Raw genomic sequence first — 17794 nt, 5'->3', positions numbered from 1 at the left:
GCTCTATTTGGCGGCTCCCCGTAAACACGGCATATGTGGCACTTTGATCTAATTTGTAAAAAAGCTCAGTGAAGTCTTTTTTCGGGTTGCACCTGCTCCGGGATGTCCTCTAGGATGCGCCGCTTTGGTGCATTCAAGCGGTGTGCAGCGGCGAACTTTTTGCCAGCCCGCAACATACGCGAGCAGCCTTGCTGCGAACCTGATGCCTCAGGAGAACGTCGCTCTGCTCGCGCCTATAAAAACAACGCCGGAACCTAACCGATGAGTGTCAGCAACCCTACCTTGATCACCTTCGTGATCTACATCGCCGCGATGGTCCTCATAGGACTCATGGCCTACCGCTCCACCAATAATCTCTCGGACTACATTCTCGGCGGGCGCAGCCTCGGCAGTGTGGTCACGGCGCTTTCAGCCGGTGCATCGGACATGAGCGGCTGGCTGCTCATGGGCTTGCCGGGCGCGATCTACATGTCCGGTCTGTCGGAAAGCTGGATCGCCATCGGGCTCATCATCGGGGCCTACCTGAACTGGCTGTTCGTCGCCGGTCGCCTGCGGGTACAGACCGAGCACAACGGCGATGCGCTGACCCTCCCGGATTACTTCTCCAGCCGCTTTGAAGACAACAGCGGCCTGCTGCGGGTGATTTCCGCCATCGTGATTCTGGTGTTCTTCACGATCTACTGCGCCTCCGGCATCGTCGCTGGCGCGCGGCTGTTCGAAAGCACGTTCGGGATGTCCTACGAAACCGCCTTGTGGGCCGGCGCTGCGGCGACGATCGCCTACACCTTCATCGGCGGCTTCCTGGCCGTCAGCTGGACAGACACCGTGCAAGCCACCCTGATGATCTTCGCGCTGATCCTTACGCCGATCATCGTGCTGCTGGCGACCGGTGGCGTCGACACCACGTTCATGGCCATCGAAGCGCAGGACCCGAGCAACTTCGACATGCTCAAGAACACCACTTTCATCGGCGTCATTTCGCTGATGGGCTGGGGCCTGGGCTACTTCGGTCAGCCGCACATCCTGGCGCGTTTCATGGCCGCTGACTCGGTCAGGTCGATTGCCAAGGCCCGCCGTATTTCCATGACCTGGATGATCCTCTGTCTGGGTGGCACCGTTGCCGTGGGTTTCTTCGGCATCGCGTACTTTTCGGCGCATCCGGAGGTGGCAGGGCCCGTGACTGAAAACCACGAGCGCGTCTTCATCGAGCTGGCCAAGATCCTGTTCAACCCGTGGATCGCCGGTGTGCTGCTGTCGGCGATTCTTGCGGCGGTCATGAGCACGCTGAGCTGTCAGTTGCTGGTCTGTTCAAGTGCGCTGACCGAAGACTTCTACAAAGCCTTTCTGCGCAAAAGCGCGTCCCAGACAGAGCTGGTGTGGGTAGGCCGGGCCATGGTGCTGCTGGTTGCGCTGATCGCGATCGCCTTGGCCGCAAATCCTGAAAACCGCGTGCTGGGTCTGGTCAGCTACGCCTGGGCAGGGTTCGGCGCGGCATTCGGGCCAGTGGTGCTGATCTCGGTGATCTGGAAAGGCATGACCCGCAACGGCGCGCTGGCGGGGATTCTCGTCGGCGCGATTACCGTCGTGGTGTGGAAGCACTTCGAGCTGCTGGGCCTGTACGAAATCATCCCCGGCTTCATCTTCGCCAGCATCGCGATCGTGCTGTTCAGCGTCGTCGGTAAAGGCCCGACGCCGGGCATGCTGACGCGCTTTGAAGCAGCAGAAAAAGAGTACAAGGCGGCGTAAAGGCCGCCTGCTCAAAGCCCGCGCGACGTCAACGCTCGGGCTCTTGAGCGACCGCACCCGATTTAGTTGTGGTCGGCGTCCAGGTTGAAGAACATGGTCTTGCCGCCTTCGCTGGTATAGCCAGTGTGATCCTGGGTATAGACCCCGGCCTTGAAGTAAAGCTGCTGTTTACTCCAGGTGGCGCTGATCCGGTCGTTCCAGCCCATCCCGTGGGCGGTCACGCTGAGCAACCCGGCTTTATTCAGGTGGATCACGTAATTGAACGTCTCGTTCAGGCTGACGTTTTCCGCCACCGTGATTACGCGCGCTTTTTTGTCGTCGGGGTGATAGCGGACCTTTGCGACGATGTTGCCCATGTGCGTCGCTTCCAGGTACTGATATTCGACCTTCAGCAGGGGCTGCGTGCTTTCGTAGACGTGGATTTGACCGATGACCACCCTGCCGGAGGACGGCACCTGAAGGACCTTGAGCTTGGCATTCAGGTAATTGTCGGCGTCCTGGTAGTACCAGTTGTGCAGCGTGCCGTTGGACCAGGTCTCGCGCAATTCGGTACGTGGGTAGATCGCATTGGCGGTCTTGCTTCCGGTGACCGGTGCCCAGAATGTGATGTTCGATGAGCCGGACTTGAAGTACTTGCCGTCGTAACCTTGAAGCAGTTGCTGTGTCTCGATAGTGGCGGGGGGCGAGCCCACTGGAATGCTCAGATTCCACGTTCCCAAATCAATCATGTCTAGTCGTCCGATATGTCTCATTGCCAGCAAAGTTGCGGGCGAAAGGGGGTTGGGGGCAGCTTTTTATACGGTTCCACGGCGCGTTTGTTAACGTGAATCTGTCGGATGGTTGACGTCAAAGTGCCGCTATTTGAGCCGCAGCGCAGAGTCCTCCTGACATTCAGCGCCGTTACCGTTAGTCGGTTGGATGGCACTTTTTGGATGGCGCTACTATGGCCGCCTTCTTTTTTCCCCAATCGAAGCTAGAGTAATGGCCTATCAGGCCCTCAGCGGGGACGTTCCCCGGGCAGTAAAGTGAATGATGAGTAGCAGCATGGAATGCGTGCAGTCCCTGCCACTAAGTGGCAAATCAGTATTGTTGGTTGTTGATGATTACCCGGAAAATCTGGTGACCATGTGCGCAGTCCTGCAGCGACAGGACCGGGAAATCATCACCGCCGCCTCAGGCATGGAAGCGTTGGGTATTTTGCTGGACCGAGATGTCGATCTGGTGCTGCTTGATGTGCAGATGCCGGACATGGATGGTTTCGAAGTCGCCCGCCTTATGCGTGGCAGTCTGCGAACGCGGTTGACGCCGATCATCTTCCTCACTGCCAACGAACAATCCCGCGACTCGGTGCACAAGGGCTACGCCAGCGGCGCAGTCGATTACCTGTTCAAGCCCTTCGATCCCAATATTCTCAGGCCCAAGGTTCAGGCGCTTCTGGAGCAGCAGCACAATCGGCGTGCCCTGCAGAAGCTGAGCCGCGAGCTTGAATCGGCGCGGGCATTCAACGCCTCGGTGCTGGCGAACGTGGCCGAAGGCATTCTTGTGGTGTCCGAAGACGGCGTTGTCAGTTTCGCCAATCCGGCGATCTGCCGCTTGCTGGGCATGACTGACGGCGAACTGCGCGGCACCGCGTTGCGCGCCTATTTGCACGAGCCCAGCGTCGGGGAATGGGTCGACTCCGGCTTTTATCATCACTATCGCCGTGCTGACACCTACCGCGTCCACGACGCCGTGTTGCGAACACCCGAGGGGCGTCAGGTCCCGGTTTCATTGTCCTGCGCGCCGCTGCCCGCCGAGCAGCGTGCCATGGTGCTCAGCGTGCTCGACATGTCAGTGGTGCGTGACCTCTACAGTCAGCTCGAGCACCAGGCCGTGACGGATTCGCTCACCGGTCTGCTGAACCGCCGTGGTTTCTATCAGACGGTCGAAGGGATGCTGCTGCGCAATGAGCATGCGGGCAAATACCTGGTTGTGCTGTACCTGGACCTCGACGGCTTCAAGGATGTGAACGACTCTCTGGGCCATGACGCCGGCGATCAGGTGTTGCAGTGGGTCGGCGGGCAGTTGAAAGACTGCCTGCGTCCTTACGACGTGCTTGCGCGGATGGGCGGCGACGAGTTCGTGGTGGTCATCGACGGGCTGGATTTCCCCGAACACGCTGCCAAGGTCGCCGAAAAGCTGATCGAGCGTGTGTCCGCGCGGCGTTTGGTGGACGGGGTAGAAGCCACGCTGGGAGCCAGTATCGGCATCGCGGTCTACCCGGACTGCGGCGCCAATCTGGATGGCCTGCTGCGTGCGGCGGACATTGCCATGTACGAAGCCAAGCGGGCAGGGCGTCAGCAATATCGTTTCTTCGATCAGTACATGAATGGTCGCGCGCGCTCGCGTCTGATGCTCGAAGAGAGCGTGCGCACGGCAATCGATGGCAAAGACTTTTCCATGGTCTACCAGCCGCAGGTCAATGTCGTCACCGGCAAGACCCGGGGCTTCGAGGCGCTGCTGCGCTGGCACCATCCGGACGCGGGCGACGTGCCGTCAGGCGTGTTCATCCCGCTGCTGGAAGAGACGCGGCTGATCAACAAGCTCGGCAGCTGGATTTTCGAGCAGGGTGCGGCGCAGCGCCAACGCTGGAGCGACGTATTCCCGGACGATCTGATCATGAGCGTCAGCGTGAGCCCGGCGCAATTCAGCCTGCCCAATCTTGCGGCCGAGCTGCAACGTGCGATGCAGATACATGGCCTGAAACCCCGGCAGCTGGAAATCGAGCTCACCGAGCCATCGCTGGTCCATAACCTGGTGCACAGCCGCAAGCAGCTGCAGAACCTGCATGACATCGGCGTGCGGGTGTCGCTGGATGATTTCGGTGCAGGCGACAGCTCCCTTGCCCACCTGCGCAACCTCGATCTGGACACTCTGAAGCTCGATCGGCACTTCATTGGCGGCATGCTGGGATCGCCCCGAGACCTGGCCGTTGCGCGCAGCATCATTGACCTGTGTCGCATGCTCGATATCGAGGTGATTGCCGAGGGCGTCGAAACCTACGAGCAGTATGAGTGGCTGGTCGACAACGGCTGCCAGATCATTCAGGGCTTTCTCATCGCTCACCCGATGCCGCCCCTTGAGGCAGAGCGTTTCGTCGAGCCGGTCGACCTGCCGATCGCGTTACAGCTGCTCGGCCAGGACTGACGCGGTAGACTCGCGCTTTTCCCGCGACCCGGTTCGACCATGACTGTCACCACGCCCATGCCGCTCAAATACCTGCAGGCCTATCCCGAAGGCCTGCAGGATCAGGTTCGGCAACTGATCGCGCAGAACCGGCTGACGGATTATCTGCAGCAGCGTTACCCGGATCGTCACGAAATCCAGAGCGACAAGGCGCTGTATGCCTACGCCCTGTCGCTCAAACAGGAATACCTGCGCAACGCGCCAAACATCGACAAAGTGCTGTTCGACAACCGCCTCGACCTGACCCACCGAGCGCTGGGCCTGCATACCACGGTGTCGCGGGTGCAGGGCGGCAAGCTCAAGTCCAAAAAGGAAATCCGGGTGGCGGCGTTGTTCAAGGAGGCGGCGCCGCAGTTTCTGAAGATGATCGTGGTCCACGAACTGGCGCATTTCAAAGAGTCGGACCACAACAAGGCGTTTTATCAATTGTGCGAACACATGCAGCCGGGCTATCACCAGTTGGAATTCGACCTGCGCATCTACCTGACCTGGCGAGACATGCAGACGGCCGTGCGCTGATCAGCCGCTAACGCTTTTCAAGGAAGTTTTGATGGAAGTCAGCAAGACCAAGAGCAGTTTTTATCGCCGCCTGTATGTGGCGTATCTGATCGACAGCGGCATCGCCAGCAGCGTCCCGGCCCTGACCGACGTCACCGGCATGCCTCGGCGCACCGCCCAGGACACCATCGCGGCGCTGGCTGATCTGGATATTGTCTGCGAGTTCGAGCAACTTGATGGCGCCCGCAATCATGCCGGCGGTTACCGGATTCGTGATTGGGGCGCGATTGACCGCCGCTGGATCGAAGGGAATCTGCAGACCATCAAGACGGTGCTGGGGTATCCGTGACGTCGTGTCAGGGGCGTTGATTCAAGAGCTTCCCGGCTAAAGCCGGTCCTACAAAGGTCCAACAAGTGGTCCGAGTCCGGATGGATCCGGCCCGGCAAGAGCCATCGGGGTTCAGATGCCGGATCAGTCCAGATCGCGACGCATGCTGATGTGAGGAATGCCGTCCTCGACGTAGACCTCGCCCACCGGATTGAAACCGTAGCGGCTGTAGTAGCCCTGCAAATGCGCCTGGGCCGAGAGGAATATCGGCTGGTCCGGCCATTGGAGCTCAGCGTGCTTCAGCGCCTGAACCATCAGCTCATGGCCCATTCCCTTGTTGCGCATCGATGGTGCAGTTACCACCCGGCCGATGGTCACGTCACCGTTCTGCTGAATCGGGTCCAGCAGGCGCAGGTAAGCGACCAGCTGATCATTTTGCCAGGCCATCAGATGGCAGGTATCGCCCAGCAAATCCTGACCGTCGACGTCCAGATACCAGCATTTCTGCTCCACCACGAACACTTGCGCCCTCAGTTGCAGGATGGCGTACAGCTGCTCTTTTCCAAGGTCGGTATGGTGTTTGCAAATCCAGTTGATAGACATGACGCCGGCCTGCGAGAAGAAGTGGATGCCGGATACTAAACGCATATCGGCGCAAGCCCAAATTCGCGGCAAACCGGGCGAGACGGAGGGTGCGGTTAACGGTGTGTCATTTTGTTGAACTGCTGCACAAACATCACAGTGTTACCAGTTGTGCAAAGCTCAAAATGAGTCTTCACTGAAGGCCAGTTGCCACAAGGAAGCTGAGCATGACGCGTTTGCTGTGCGCCGCAGGGCTGTTGGGAATGATGCTGATAGCCCAGGGCGCGGTCGCGCAGACATTGCGTCTCGCCGGCGATGCGTGGGCGCCCTATGCCGACGTGTCATTGCTGCACGACGGGCTTTCCACTGACCTGATTCGCACGGCACTGGGCCGCGCGGGCTATGACACCGAATACGAGCAAGTGCCGTGGGCGCGGGCGATTCATGGGCTGAGCGAAGGGCGGTATGACATCGTCATCAACGCCTGGTACAGCGAAGACCGCACGCGCATTGGCGTGTTCTCCGCGCCGTACCTGATCAACCGCCTGCGTTTTCTGAAGCGCAAAGACGCCTCCATCGAATTTCAGACCCTGTCCCAGCTGCACGGCTATTCGATTGCAGTGGTGCGCGGCTACGCCTATTCGCCGGAATTCGACGCCGATGCCAACCTGGAAAAGGTGCCGGTGGCGAGTTTCTCGATCGCCGTCAGGATGCTCGCTGCGGGCAGGGTCGGCTTGACGGTGGAAGACGAGTACGCGGCGCGGTTTGCCCTCAAACGCGAGCCTGCAGACGTGCAGGCAGACGTCGAATTCCTGCCCAAATCACTCAGCGAAAACAGTCTGCATGTGCTGGTGAGCCTCAAGCGGGCGGATCACCAGCAGATCGTTATGGATTTCGACAAGGCGATCGCCGACATGAAAGCGGACGGCACGTACGACAAGCTCATCAAGCTGCACGGTCTGTGATGTCGGGTTCTTTGACCGGCTCTTTGATCAAGTGCGCCGCCAGCGTGCGCAGTGGGCCTAGCTGACGGCAGATCAGGGCCAGTTGGGTTTGCACCAGCCGTTGGCCCTCGTCGATCTCTTCCGGCATCTGTTCCAGGCTCGTTGCCAGCGCTTCTTCGGCATCGCTTTGCACGGCAACCGGCTCACGCATCGCCAGGCTTTGGGCGATCTCATCGATGCTCGCGGCAAGGCTTGCTGCGGCGCCCTCGATCAGTTGCTCGCGCACTTCAGGCGGCAGCGGTGCGTCGCGGTGCGCGCCCAGCCCCGACAGGTAACTGAGCAGGGTGTGTGACAGCACCAGAAAGCGAAAACCGACGTCGGCCTCTTTGCGGAAATGCCCCGGCTCCATGAGCATGTTGGCCAGTGTGGTGGACAGCGCCGCGTCGGCGTTATGGGCGTTGCGGCGGGCCAGTCGATAGGCGAGGTCGTCGCTCTTGCCGTTCGCGTATTGCTGCATGATCTGGCGCAGGTAAATGCTGTTGCACGACAGCGTGTTGGCCAGCACCTTGTTGAGCCGGCGACCTTGCCAGTCCGGCAGGAACAGGAACACAGCCAGGCCGGCGATCAGGCTGCCCAGCAGCGTGTCCAGCAGGCGCGGCAGGAACACGCCGTAACCGTCGCCGACCTGATTGAAGCAGAACAGAATCATCACCGTGATCGCCGCCGTCGACAGCGTGTAGCGCGTGGTCCGGTTGACGAAGAAAACCACGCCGGCCAGCACCGCGCACATCGATTGCAGGACTGGCGTGGTGATCAGGTCAAACAGAATCCAGCCCGCCGTCAGGCCAATGGCCGTGCCGATGATGCGCTGCCCGAGTTTGCGTCGCGTGGCGCCGTAGCTGGGCTGGCAGACGAACACCGTGGTGAGGATGATCCAGTACCCCTGGGACGGGTGAATCAGGTGAACCATGATGTAGCCGATGACCAGCGCCAACGGCAGGCGCAGGGCGTGACGGAACAGCAGCGAGGTCGGCGTCAGTTGCAGGCGCAGGCGCGTCCAGACGTCTTTGAGGTTGCGCGGTGAGCGGTCCAGCAGGCTGCTGTCGGTGGCGTCGGCCAGGGCGTCGGGATTGCTTGCATCGCTGAGCAGCCGGTCGAGGGTGCCAAGGTTATTGGCCAGCGCCCGCAACGAACGCAGCAGCCCGCGCCACGCCGGATTGCTCTGAATCCGAAGGTGTTCGAGGGAGGCGCGCAGATCATTCAGCGCGTGGGCGAAGCTGTCGTCATAGATGAACGGCTGGCGCAGCTGGATCGACGCCGACAGGTCACGGCAGGCGCGGCCTTGCTGGCGCAGCAGGCGCTGGCAGCGAAACAATACGTCGCTATGAAAAAACGCTTCGGCCAGGGAGTTGTAGGGATAGTGCGACGAACTGGCCCGTTCGTGGATGTCCTGGGCCAGAAAGTACAGCTTCAGGTAGCGACTGACCTTCGAGCCCGGGCGACCGCTGCCGACGCGGTTAAGGATGATTTCCTTGGTCACGTTGAGCGCGCCGACGACCTTGCCGTTCTGTTTGGCAAGCTCCAGGCGCTTGGCTTCAATATCCAGGGTACGAATCGGCTCGAACAGCTCTGATTTGAGCTTCAGGTACAGGCCCAGCTCGCGAAACAGTCGGGCCAGCGCCTGCTGCACCGGCTGATTGGAAAACAGCATCTGCCACAGCACCGACAGCAGGCCGTACCACGCGGCGCCTGCGACCAGCAGCATGGGTTCGTGCCAGAAATCGGTGACTTCCCCGCCGCGCTGATCGACGCCGATCATGGTGTAGACCGAGAGAATCAGCGTCGCGTAGGCAATCGCGCCATAGCGCTCACCCAGCGCGCCGAGCATCGTCAGGCAGAACGCCGCGAAGGCAAACGCGCAGATGAACACCACGGGGTAGGGGAACAGCAGCTCCACGGACAGCGCCGCGATGCTGAAACACACCAGCGTCACGGCCAGCGCATTGAGGCGGCCTTGCCAGCTGTCATCGGTCTCCGACAGGGCGCTGGCGATAATCCCGAGGAACAGCGGGATCAACTGGGACATCTCGTTCTGGTACCAGCACAGCGCCATGCTGCCGGTCAGCGCGATAAAAACCCGCACGCTGTAGGAAAACTTGTCCAGCGCCCAGAGACGGCGGAATGTATTGCGCAACGATGTCGATGCCATGAACGCTGACGGCCTTGTTCGCGATTGATTTTGCTGAGGGATATGTACAGCGCCGGATGCGCGCTGTACATCCGGTTGGCAAAATTTATTCCGGCAGCGGATGCCAATGCTCCAAAACGCACCTTAACCCTGACTGTAACTCTGTCATGTGCGACGCGCACTTGTAGGAGCCATCGGAGGTAACGACGGTCGCGAAGGCGGATGGTCAGGCACTGAATGTGTATCGCCTGGCTCGGCCTCTTCGCGACCGTCGTAAACTCCGATTGCTCCTACAAAGATCGCGTGCGTCTGTGCCGGTGTGAGCTTGCCTGCAATGAATGCTCAGACGTACTGCGCCGCCGCATACGCTGACGCCCAGGCCCACTGGAAGTTGAAACCGCCCAGATGCCCACTGACATCCAGCACCTCGCCGACGAAGTAGAGGCCCGGCGATTTAAGGGATTCCATGGTCTTCGACGACACTTCACGGGTGTCGATGCCGCCCAGTGTCACTTCCGCCGTGCGATACCCTTCGGTGCCCGCCGGTACCACCTGCCAGCTCGCCAGTTTGGTGGCGATGTCGGCCAGTTCGGCGTGGGTGTACTGCTTCATCGGCTTGGACACGAACCACTGCTCTGCAATCAGGTTGGCCATTTTCTTGGTGAAAATCTCGCCGAGCAGCGTTTTCAGTTCACTGTTCGGGCGTTCGGCCTGTTGCTCGGTCAGCCAGCTGGGGGCGTCGTGGTCGGGCATCAGGTTGATTTCCACCGTGTCGCCCGGCTGCCAGAAAGACGAGATCTGCAGAATCGCCGGCCCACTCAGACCGCGGTGGGTGAACAGGATGTTTTCGCGAAAGCTGACGTCGTTACAGCTCACCAGGCAGTCGACCGACGTGCCGGTCAGCTCGGTGCACAGCTCTTTCAACTGATCGGTGATGGTGAACGGCACCAGGCCCGCCCGGGTAGGCAACAGCGTATGGCCGAATTGCTTGCCGACCTGATAACCGAAACCGGTCGCCCCCAGCGTTGGAATCGACAGGCCGCCCGTGGCAATCACCAGCGACTCGCAACGGAGTTCGCCCAGAGTGGTTTTCAGCAGATAACCGCTGTCGGCTTTCTCGATACACTGCACCGAGGTGTCCATGTGCAGGCTCACGCCAGCGGTGTCGCATTCGGCGAGCAGCAGATTGAGGATGTCGCTGGACTTGTTGTCGCAGAACAGCTGGCCGAGTTTCTTCTCGTGGTACGGCACGCCGTGCTTGCCCACCAGTTCGATGAAATCCCACTGGGTATAGCGGGCCAGCGCCGATTTGCAGAAATGCGGGTTCTGCGAGAGGAAGTTGGCGGGCTCGGTGTACAGGTTGGTGAAGTTGCAGCGCCCGCCGCCCGACATGAGGATTTTCTTGCCCGGCTTGTTGGCGTGGTCGATCAGCATGACCTTGCGCCCGCGCTGGGCGGCCGTGAATGCACACATCAAACCTGCGGCGCCGGCGCCGATGATCACAACGTCAGTAACGGGCAAAGCGGTGTCCTCTAACAGCTATTGATCTATGTAAGTTGCGCTGACGCCTTCGCGAGCAAGCTCGCTCCCACAGGGAGTCATGATGTCGCTCACTTGTAGGTGAACTCCACCCCCGCTGGTTCGCGGGGTCTCCGTGGGAGCGAGCTTGCTCGCGAATGGGCGTGATGCGGTATTGCGGGTGTTTACAAGATCCGAACGCGCAAGGATTTGCCCTTGATCTTGCCGTTGTTCAAACGCTCCAGTGCTTGCTTGGCCATGCTGCGTTCCACGGCGACGTAGGCCTGGAAATCAAAGATCGCGATCTTCCCCACCTGAGTGCCGGGAATGCCTGCTTCGCCCGTCAGCGCGCCCAGAATGTCGCCAGGGCGCAGTTTGTCTTTGCGGCCGGAACCGATGCACAGCGTCGTCATCGGCGGCAGCAGCTTGCCGCCTTCCTTGCGCTCCAGTTGGTCGTACTGCTGCCAGTTGAGCGGCGCTTTCTGCAGCTCTTCAACGGCGCGGGCGCGCTGGCTTTCGCCGGGAGCAACGAGGCTGACGGCGATGCCGGTCTCACCCGCACGACCGGTACGGCCGACGCGGTGGATGTGGATTTCCGAATCCCGCGCCAATTCGACGTTGAGCACCATGTCCAGACCATCGATGTCCAGACCGCGCGCGGCGACGTCGGTGGCCACCAGCACCGAGGTGCTGCGGTTGGCGAACATCGCAAGCACCTGATCGCGATCACGCTGTTCCAGATCGCCATGCAGACCGACAGCGGATATGCCTTTGGCGGTCAGGTGATCGACCACTTCCTGAACCTGCTGCTTGGTGAAGCAGAACGCCACGCAGGACTGCGGACGGAAATGATCGAGCACACGGACCACCGCTTCGAGGCGTTGCTCGGGGGAGATTTCGTAGAAGATCTGTTCGATCTGGCTGTCGGCGTGGAGCGCTTCGACCTTGACGGTCTGCGGGTCACGCATGAATTTCGAGGACAGCTGCTTGATGCCGACCGGATAAGTGGCCGAGAACAGCAGAGTCTGGCGACGCTTGGGCGTCTGCTCGATGATGTCGGCGATGGCGTCGTAGAAACCCATGTCGAGCATGCGGTCGGCTTCGTCCAGCACCAGCGTGTTCAGGCCGTCCAGTACCAGGGAACCCTTGCGCAGATGCTGCTGAATGCGACCCGGCGTGCCGACGATGATGTGCGCGCCGTGCTCCAGCGAGCCGATTTGCGGGCCGAACGACACGCCGCCGCAGAGGGTCAGGACTTTGATGTTGTCTTCGGAACGCGCCAGACGACGGATTTCCTTGGCCACCTGGTCGGCCAGCTCGCGGGTTGGGCAGAGCACCAACGCCTGGCAGCCGAAGTAGCGCGGATTGATCGGATTGAGCAGGCCGATGCCGAATGCAGCGGTCTTGCCGGAGCCCGTCTTGGCCTGCGCAATCAGGTCCATCCCCTTGACGATCACCGGCAGGCTCTGCGCCTGAATCGGCGTCATCTCGGCATAACCAAGGGACTCCAGGTTAGCCAGCATGGCGGCGGAAAGGGGCAGTGAGTTAAAAGCGGTGTTAGTCACGGGACGGGCCTGCAAAACAAAATGTCGCGCAGTGTATCAGGTCGCGGCCCCCGCCTTGGGGGCGCGCGCGATAAATGGTGAGTCAATCACGCCTCGATCTCGGGCTCCGGTTGCGGTTTGCGCGCCGGTGCTTCGGGGGCCATGCGGGGCGACAGCTGCAGGAAGATAGACGCTGCGAGCATCGCCAGCACGCCGACGCACAGGAAGGTCAGCTGAAACGCGCCGAGTACGTCGCTGACGTCGCCCGTGGCCACGTCGTCGCTGAACCCGCCGAGCAACGCCGCCGCACAGGCGACGCCGAGACTCAGGGACAACTGCGCAACTACTGACAGCAGACTGTTGCCGCTGGCGGCACTGGCGTCATCGAGATCGATCAGCGTCACCGCGTTCATCGCCGAGAACTGCAGCGAGTTCACCCCGCCCAGAAACGCCAGATGAATCAGCAGCAGCCAGTACGGCGTGTCGGCAGTGACCAGCGCCATGCTCGCCAGCAGAATACCCAGCAGCAGCGTGTTACCGGTCAGCACGATGCGATAACCCAATCGCTCGATAGCTTTGGTTGCCAGCGGCTTGGCGAACATCGCCGCAAGGGCCAGGGGAATCATGCTCATACCGGCGTGAGAAGGCGAGTAACCCAGGGCGACTTGCAGCATCAGCGGCAGTAGGAACGGCAGGGCGCCGCTGCCCAGTCGGGCAAACAGATTGCCCATGATGCCCACCGCAAAACTGCGGGTTTTGAACAGCCGAGCAGAGAACAATGGCGCTTCCACGTGACTGGCGCGCAACCAGTACGCCGCCAGACACGCCATGCCGCCAAACAGCAGCATCACCACACGCAAGTGCGGGAGGTTCAGTTCGCCAAGCCCTTCCATGGCAATCGTGATCAGCACCATTGAGGCGCCAAACAGCCCAAACCCCGCCAGATCGAAGCGCGTGCGTCCGCCGCCTTGGAGATCGGGGATGAACTTGCGCACGGCGAAGCAGCCGAGAATCCCCACCGGCAGGTTGATCAGGAAGATCCAGTGCCAGCTCAGGTATTCCACCAGCCAGCCGCCGACCGTCGGTCCCATCAGCGGGCCAAGCAGGGCGGGCATGGTGATGAAGCTCAAGGTGCGCACCAGCTCGGTTCGGGGATAGGCGCGCAGCACGATGAGCCGGCCGACCGGCATCATCAACGCACCGCCGAGGCCCTGAATCACCCGTGCGCCCACCAGCATGCCGAGGGAGTTGGACACCGCGCACAGCAACGAGCCGAAGCTGAACAGCAGGATGGCGCTGAAGAAGATGCGCTTGATGCCGAAACGGTCGGAAATCCAGCCCGACGCTGGAATCAGCAGGGCGATGGTCAGCATGTAAGCGATGATCACCGACTGCATGCGCAGCGGGTTTTCCGCCAGCGAGCCGGCCATGGAAGGCAGCGCGGTGTTGAGGATCGTGCCGTCCAGGCTTTGCATGAAAAAGGCGATGGCAATGACCCATGGCATCCAGCGCAGGGTGCGGGCGTCCAGCTGCGGTGTTGAGGTCGGCATGTGGATCGAGGGTCCTTGTGGTTGCTCGTGCTTGATCGATTGTTGCTATCGCGGGCTGCCTGTCGCGCGGCAGGTCCCGCTTGTGGTCGCATTCCGTAGGAGCCGGCTTGCTGGCGGACGCATTAAATCAGACACCCTGGAGGTGACTGACCACCGCTTTCGCCAGCAAGCCGGCTCCCAAAGGTAGACGTCGGCGTTACAGCGTCAGCGTCAACCCACTCAGCAGCGCGCCCGGCAGCAGATTCGAGGCGGTCTGGCGCTGACTGTAGGTGCTCGTCGACAGCAGGAGTTCCCTTTCTGTGGTCAGTTGTTCCAGTGCCGTGCCCAGCAGGCTGAAGAGACTGTCGTCGAAGCGCATGGTGTTGACCGGTGCCTTGATCTGCCCGTCTTCGACCCAGAACGTGGCGAAGCGCGTCATTCCGGTGATGCGCCCGGCGGTGCGATCCGAGAAATTCAGGTACCACAGGTTGCTGATGTACAGGCCCGTGCCCAGCGCTTTCAATACGTCATCCAGCGCCAGTGAACCGCCGTCCATGCTGAGCGCGCTTGGCGACTCGCCCCAGCCCGCGCCGTTGGCCACGAGGCCGTATTCGGCGGCGCTGCGCGAGTCGATCATGCGATCCCGGGCCACGCCTTCGGCCACCAGCGACAGGTCCATGCGCGGATAACCCTCGCCGGAAAACGCAGGGGACAACGAGCCGCTGACCTGCTCGTTCAGGCTCACCAATGGGCTCAACGTGGCGTGCCCGTCGTACAGCCGCTGCAAGGGGCTGGTCTTGTCGGCCAGCGACTGCGCAGAAAATCCACCCCAGCACAGCATGCCCATCACTTCTTCCAGCGCGGCAGGCGCCAGATAGGCGCGGTATTGCCCGGGCGCGAGGACGTGGGCCGGGCGTCCAAGAAACGTCAATTGCTCACGGGCCAGGGCGAAGCGCCGTGCAAAGCCGTCGTCAGTCCAGGTGTGCCCGGCGTAGTTGGCTTTCACCGCCTGGCCATTCTCGTGGAACAGGCTCCAGTCGACATTGAAGCTGTTGGCCTGATGCCAGCCCAGCGCACCGCTGGAACTGGCGAAGCCGCGATAGATCGGCCCGGCCGCGTAGATGCCGACCAGATCCAGCCCCTTGCCCAGTTGCGCGATCTGCTCGACGACATGGGCGCTGTCCGGCAACGGCGTCTCCTGCACGTTGCTGCTCTGCCACGCCTCGTCGTTCAGTTGCAGATACGGGTCTTCCGGCAACAGCGTCAGGGTTTCCCGCAACTGAAGCAGGGCTTCGCTCAGGCGTTGCTGATCCACCTCGCCATCGCCTGACAGCGTGAGGTTAAGGTTGGCGTGGCGGCCTGCGGCGATCAGCTTGAACGTCACGCTGGCCTGCTGCACGTGGCCGGCCTGACGCACTTTGGCGTGGTTGAAGCGGATGAAGTCCGACGCTTCGGCGTCGTAGCTCAAGGTATAGCGCTCGTCCGCGGTGACTGCGCCGTGCAGCCACTCGGCCAGGGCCTTGAATTGCGCTTGATGGGACATCATGCGTCACCTCCGAAAACATCAACGCTCGCGAACACGCAAGCGGGCGAGGCATGCCCCACACGGATCACTTGATTGGGCTCGCCTTTGCCACAGTTGGGTGTGCCAAGGACCTTGAAGGTGCTGGCGTCGCCGACCGCGCTGAGGTTGCGCCAGAACTGGGCAGAGATCGCGCGGTAGTTCGGGTTCTTCACCACGCCCTTGAGTTCGCCGTTCTCGATCAACTGACCCCACTCGCAGCCGAACTGGAATTTGTTGCGCGCGTCGTCGATCGACCATGAGCGATTGGTACTCATCAAAATGCCGTGCTCGGTGTCGCCAATGAGCTGCGCCATCGACTTGTCGCCCGGCTCGATGTTGAGGTTGGCCATGCGGTCGATGGGCGCGCGGTTCCAGCTCGACGCGCGGCTGTTGGCGACGCCTTCCATACCGCTGCGGTATTGCGACAGCGCGCCGCCCAGCGGCCTCACCAGTACGCCGTCCTTGATCAGGAATTGCTTGCTCGCCGGCGTGCCATCGTCATCAAAGCCGTAGCTCGCCAGTTGCTCGGGGATCTCCGGGTCGAAGGTCACGTTGAGCAGGCTTGAGCCATATTGCAGGCTGCCGAAGTCACTGGCTTTGACGAAGCTGGTGCCGGCGTAATTGCGCTCATCGCCGAGGATGCGGTCCAGCTCCAGCGGGTGGCCGATGGATTCGTGGATTTGCAGGGTCATCTGGTCGGGCGTCAGCAGTAGATCGCGCGGCCCGGTGGGCGTGTTCGGCGCCATGACCAGTTGCAGCGCCTGATCGGCGACGTTGACTGCGGCGCCAATGATCCCGCAGGACGCGATGACTTCCGCGCCCCCCTGCTGGCCGAAGTTCTCGCGACCGAGGCTGCGGGTCTGGCTGTCCTGGCCGTCGTAAGCCGTGACGGTCAGGCCAGGGAAGACGAAGCGCTGGGCCTGGCGAATCTCGGCGCCGGCGTTGTTGAGGTAGATCTGCTCGACGTTCTCAAGCCCCAGGCTCACCTGCCAGTTGACCAGGCGTTCGTCCCTGGGCACCGACGCGGATTCGGCATTGAGCAGGGCGTAGCAATCACTGAGCGATGGAAACGCGTTCTGCAGGTTGGGCGAGAGGTAATCGGCACGGGCGGTGGCGACAGCGTGGTCGTGCAGGTCGAGGAGGGAATGCGGGGCCAGTTGCCGCGCTTGAATTTCCGCCTGTTCCAGCGCCGATTGAAGCCCGCGCTGGGAAATGTCGTTGGTGGCCGCATAGGCTTCGACGCCATTGACGCGCACGGTGAGCATCGCGCCTTCGTCGATGCTCAATTGCGGCGGCTCGGCAACGTTCTTGCGCACCGACAAATGCTGGCTGGTCTGTTTGACGTAACGCAGGGAGAAAAACGGGGCGCTGCTCTGCAGAGCGGCGAACCGCTGCTTGAGCTGAGCGGAGAAGTCGAACATGCAGGAAGGCTCCTTGGCGATTCGGACAGGCAACGGCCCGAATCATAGCGCGGATGATCACTGCAGCGGGGGAGGGATGGATGACACGGACACGGCGCGTGCCCATTGTGGGACCGGCTTTAGCCGGGAATGCGTCAGGTGTCACACCGTAAAATCGAGGGTGTAGCCACCGGCCCCTTCCCGGCTGAAGCCGGTCCTACTGACACAGCGCTTGACCATTGTGGGACCGGCTTCAGCCGGGAAAGCGTCAGGTGTCACACCGCGAAATCGAGGGTGTATCCACCGGCCTCTTCCCGGCTGAAGCCGGTCCCACTGACACAGCGCACGACCATTGTGGGACCGGCTTTAGCCGGGAATTCGTCAGGTGTCACACCGCAAAGATCGAGGGTGTAGCCACTGGCCTCTTCCCGGCTGAAGCCGGTCCCACTGACACAGCGCACGACCATTGTGGGACCGGCTTTAGCCGGGAATTCGTCAGGTGTCACACCGCAAAAATCGAGGGTGTACCCACCGGCCTCTTCCCGGCTGAAGCCGGTCCCACTGACACAGCGCTTGACCATTGTGGGTCCGGCTTTAGCCGGGAATGCGCCATGTGTCACACCGAAAAATCGAGGGTGTACCCACTGGCCCCTTCCCGGCTGAAGCCGGTCCCACTGACACAGCGCACGACCATTGTGGGACCGGCTTTAGCCGGGAATTCGTCAGGT

14 protein-coding genes are annotated in these 17794 nt (G+C 61.4%); 5 read left to right on the top strand and 9 right to left on the bottom strand.

Annotated features, from left to right (window positions below):
* Positions 1–261: 261 nt before the first annotated feature.
* Complete coding sequence (gene putP / locus BBI10_RS02890) at positions 262–1746, top strand: sodium/proline symporter PutP (RefSeq protein ID WP_065986581.1); 1485 nt, start codon at positions 262–264, stop codon at positions 1744–1746.
* 62 nt (positions 1747–1808) lie between these two features.
* Here putP and BBI10_RS02885 read toward each other — a convergent pair whose 3' ends face one another.
* A complete protein-coding gene (locus BBI10_RS02885; protein ID WP_065986578.1) occupies positions 1809–2474 on the bottom strand; it encodes a polysaccharide lyase family 7 protein in 666 nt (221 codons plus the stop codon).
* Between the two features lie 316 nt (positions 2475–2790).
* Here BBI10_RS02885 and BBI10_RS02880 point away from each other — a divergent pair, with 316 nt between their 5' ends.
* Genes BBI10_RS02880 through BBI10_RS02870 form a run of 3 tightly spaced genes read left to right on the top strand, consistent with a single transcriptional unit; the run spans position 2791 to position 5818 of the window.
* Positions 2791–4932: a putative bifunctional diguanylate cyclase/phosphodiesterase gene (locus BBI10_RS02880; protein ID WP_065986576.1), complete on the top strand. Its 2142-nt coding sequence runs from the start codon at positions 2791–2793 to the stop codon at positions 4930–4932.
* Between the two features lie 57 nt (positions 4933–4989).
* On the top strand, positions 4990–5490 hold the full coding sequence (locus BBI10_RS02875; RefSeq protein ID WP_410928351.1) for a YgjP-like metallopeptidase domain-containing protein: 501 nt from the start codon (positions 4990–4992) through the stop codon (positions 5488–5490).
* A 31-nt stretch (positions 5491–5521) separates the two neighbouring features.
* The gene (locus tag BBI10_RS02870; RefSeq protein WP_065986572.1) at positions 5522–5818 is read left to right on the top strand and encodes a winged helix-turn-helix domain-containing protein; all 297 of its coding nucleotides are present in this window, start codon (positions 5522–5524) and stop codon (positions 5816–5818) included.
* Between the two features lie 123 nt (positions 5819–5941).
* Here BBI10_RS02870 and BBI10_RS02865 read toward each other — a convergent pair whose 3' ends face one another.
* Positions 5942–6400, bottom strand: coding sequence for a GNAT family N-acetyltransferase (locus BBI10_RS02865; protein WP_065986732.1), 459 nt, complete (start codon positions 6398–6400; stop codon positions 5942–5944).
* 206 nt (positions 6401–6606) lie between these two features.
* On the opposite strand from BBI10_RS02865, the gene BBI10_RS02860 reads away from it, so the two are divergent.
* The gene (locus tag BBI10_RS02860) at positions 6607–7344 is read left to right on the top strand and encodes a substrate-binding periplasmic protein (RefSeq protein ID WP_065986571.1); all 738 of its coding nucleotides are present in this window, start codon (positions 6607–6609) and stop codon (positions 7342–7344) included.
* Here the strand turns inward: BBI10_RS02860 and yccS are convergent.
* The 7 genes from yccS to BBI10_RS02825 form a co-directional block, all read right to left on the bottom strand.
* Entirely contained in the window at positions 7325–9532 is a 2208-nt protein-coding gene (yccS, locus tag BBI10_RS02855) for a YccS family putative transporter (protein ID WP_065986569.1), read from the bottom strand. The two genes, BBI10_RS02860 and yccS, sit on opposite strands and share 20 nt — an antisense overlap.
* A 321-nt stretch (positions 9533–9853) precedes the next feature.
* Entirely contained in the window at positions 9854–11032 is a 1179-nt protein-coding gene (locus tag BBI10_RS02850) for an NAD(P)/FAD-dependent oxidoreductase (RefSeq protein ID WP_065986567.1), read from the bottom strand.
* A 182-nt stretch (positions 11033–11214) separates the two neighbouring features.
* A complete protein-coding gene (gene dbpA / locus BBI10_RS02845; RefSeq protein WP_083233000.1) occupies positions 11215–12594 on the bottom strand; it encodes an ATP-dependent RNA helicase DbpA in 1380 nt (459 codons plus the stop codon).
* Positions 12595–12680: 86 nt separating this feature from the next.
* Entirely contained in the window at positions 12681–14123 is a 1443-nt protein-coding gene (mdtD, locus tag BBI10_RS02840; RefSeq protein WP_065986565.1) for a multidrug transporter subunit MdtD, read from the bottom strand.
* A 196-nt stretch (positions 14124–14319) separates the two neighbouring features.
* A complete protein-coding gene (locus BBI10_RS02835; RefSeq protein WP_065986728.1) occupies positions 14320–15645 on the bottom strand; it encodes a TldD/PmbA family protein in 1326 nt (441 codons plus the stop codon).
* Complete coding sequence (locus tag BBI10_RS02830) at positions 15645–17087, bottom strand: TldD/PmbA family protein (RefSeq protein WP_065986563.1); 1443 nt, start codon at positions 17085–17087, stop codon at positions 15645–15647. Before BBI10_RS02830 ends, BBI10_RS02835 begins: the two co-directional genes overlap by 1 nt.
* A gap of 254 nt (positions 17088–17341) precedes the next feature.
* Complete coding sequence (locus BBI10_RS02825; RefSeq protein ID WP_065986559.1) at positions 17342–17647, bottom strand: hypothetical protein; 306 nt, start codon at positions 17645–17647, stop codon at positions 17342–17344.
* Positions 17648–17794 lie beyond the last annotated feature (147 nt).

It is taken from the genome of Pseudomonas graminis, assembly GCF_001705435.1.
In the GTDB taxonomy this organism is placed as follows: domain Bacteria; phylum Pseudomonadota; class Gammaproteobacteria; order Pseudomonadales; family Pseudomonadaceae; genus Aquipseudomonas; species Aquipseudomonas graminis_B.
Note: the sequence above shows the minus strand (reverse complement) of the source record. Positions and strands in the feature narration are given on the sequence as shown.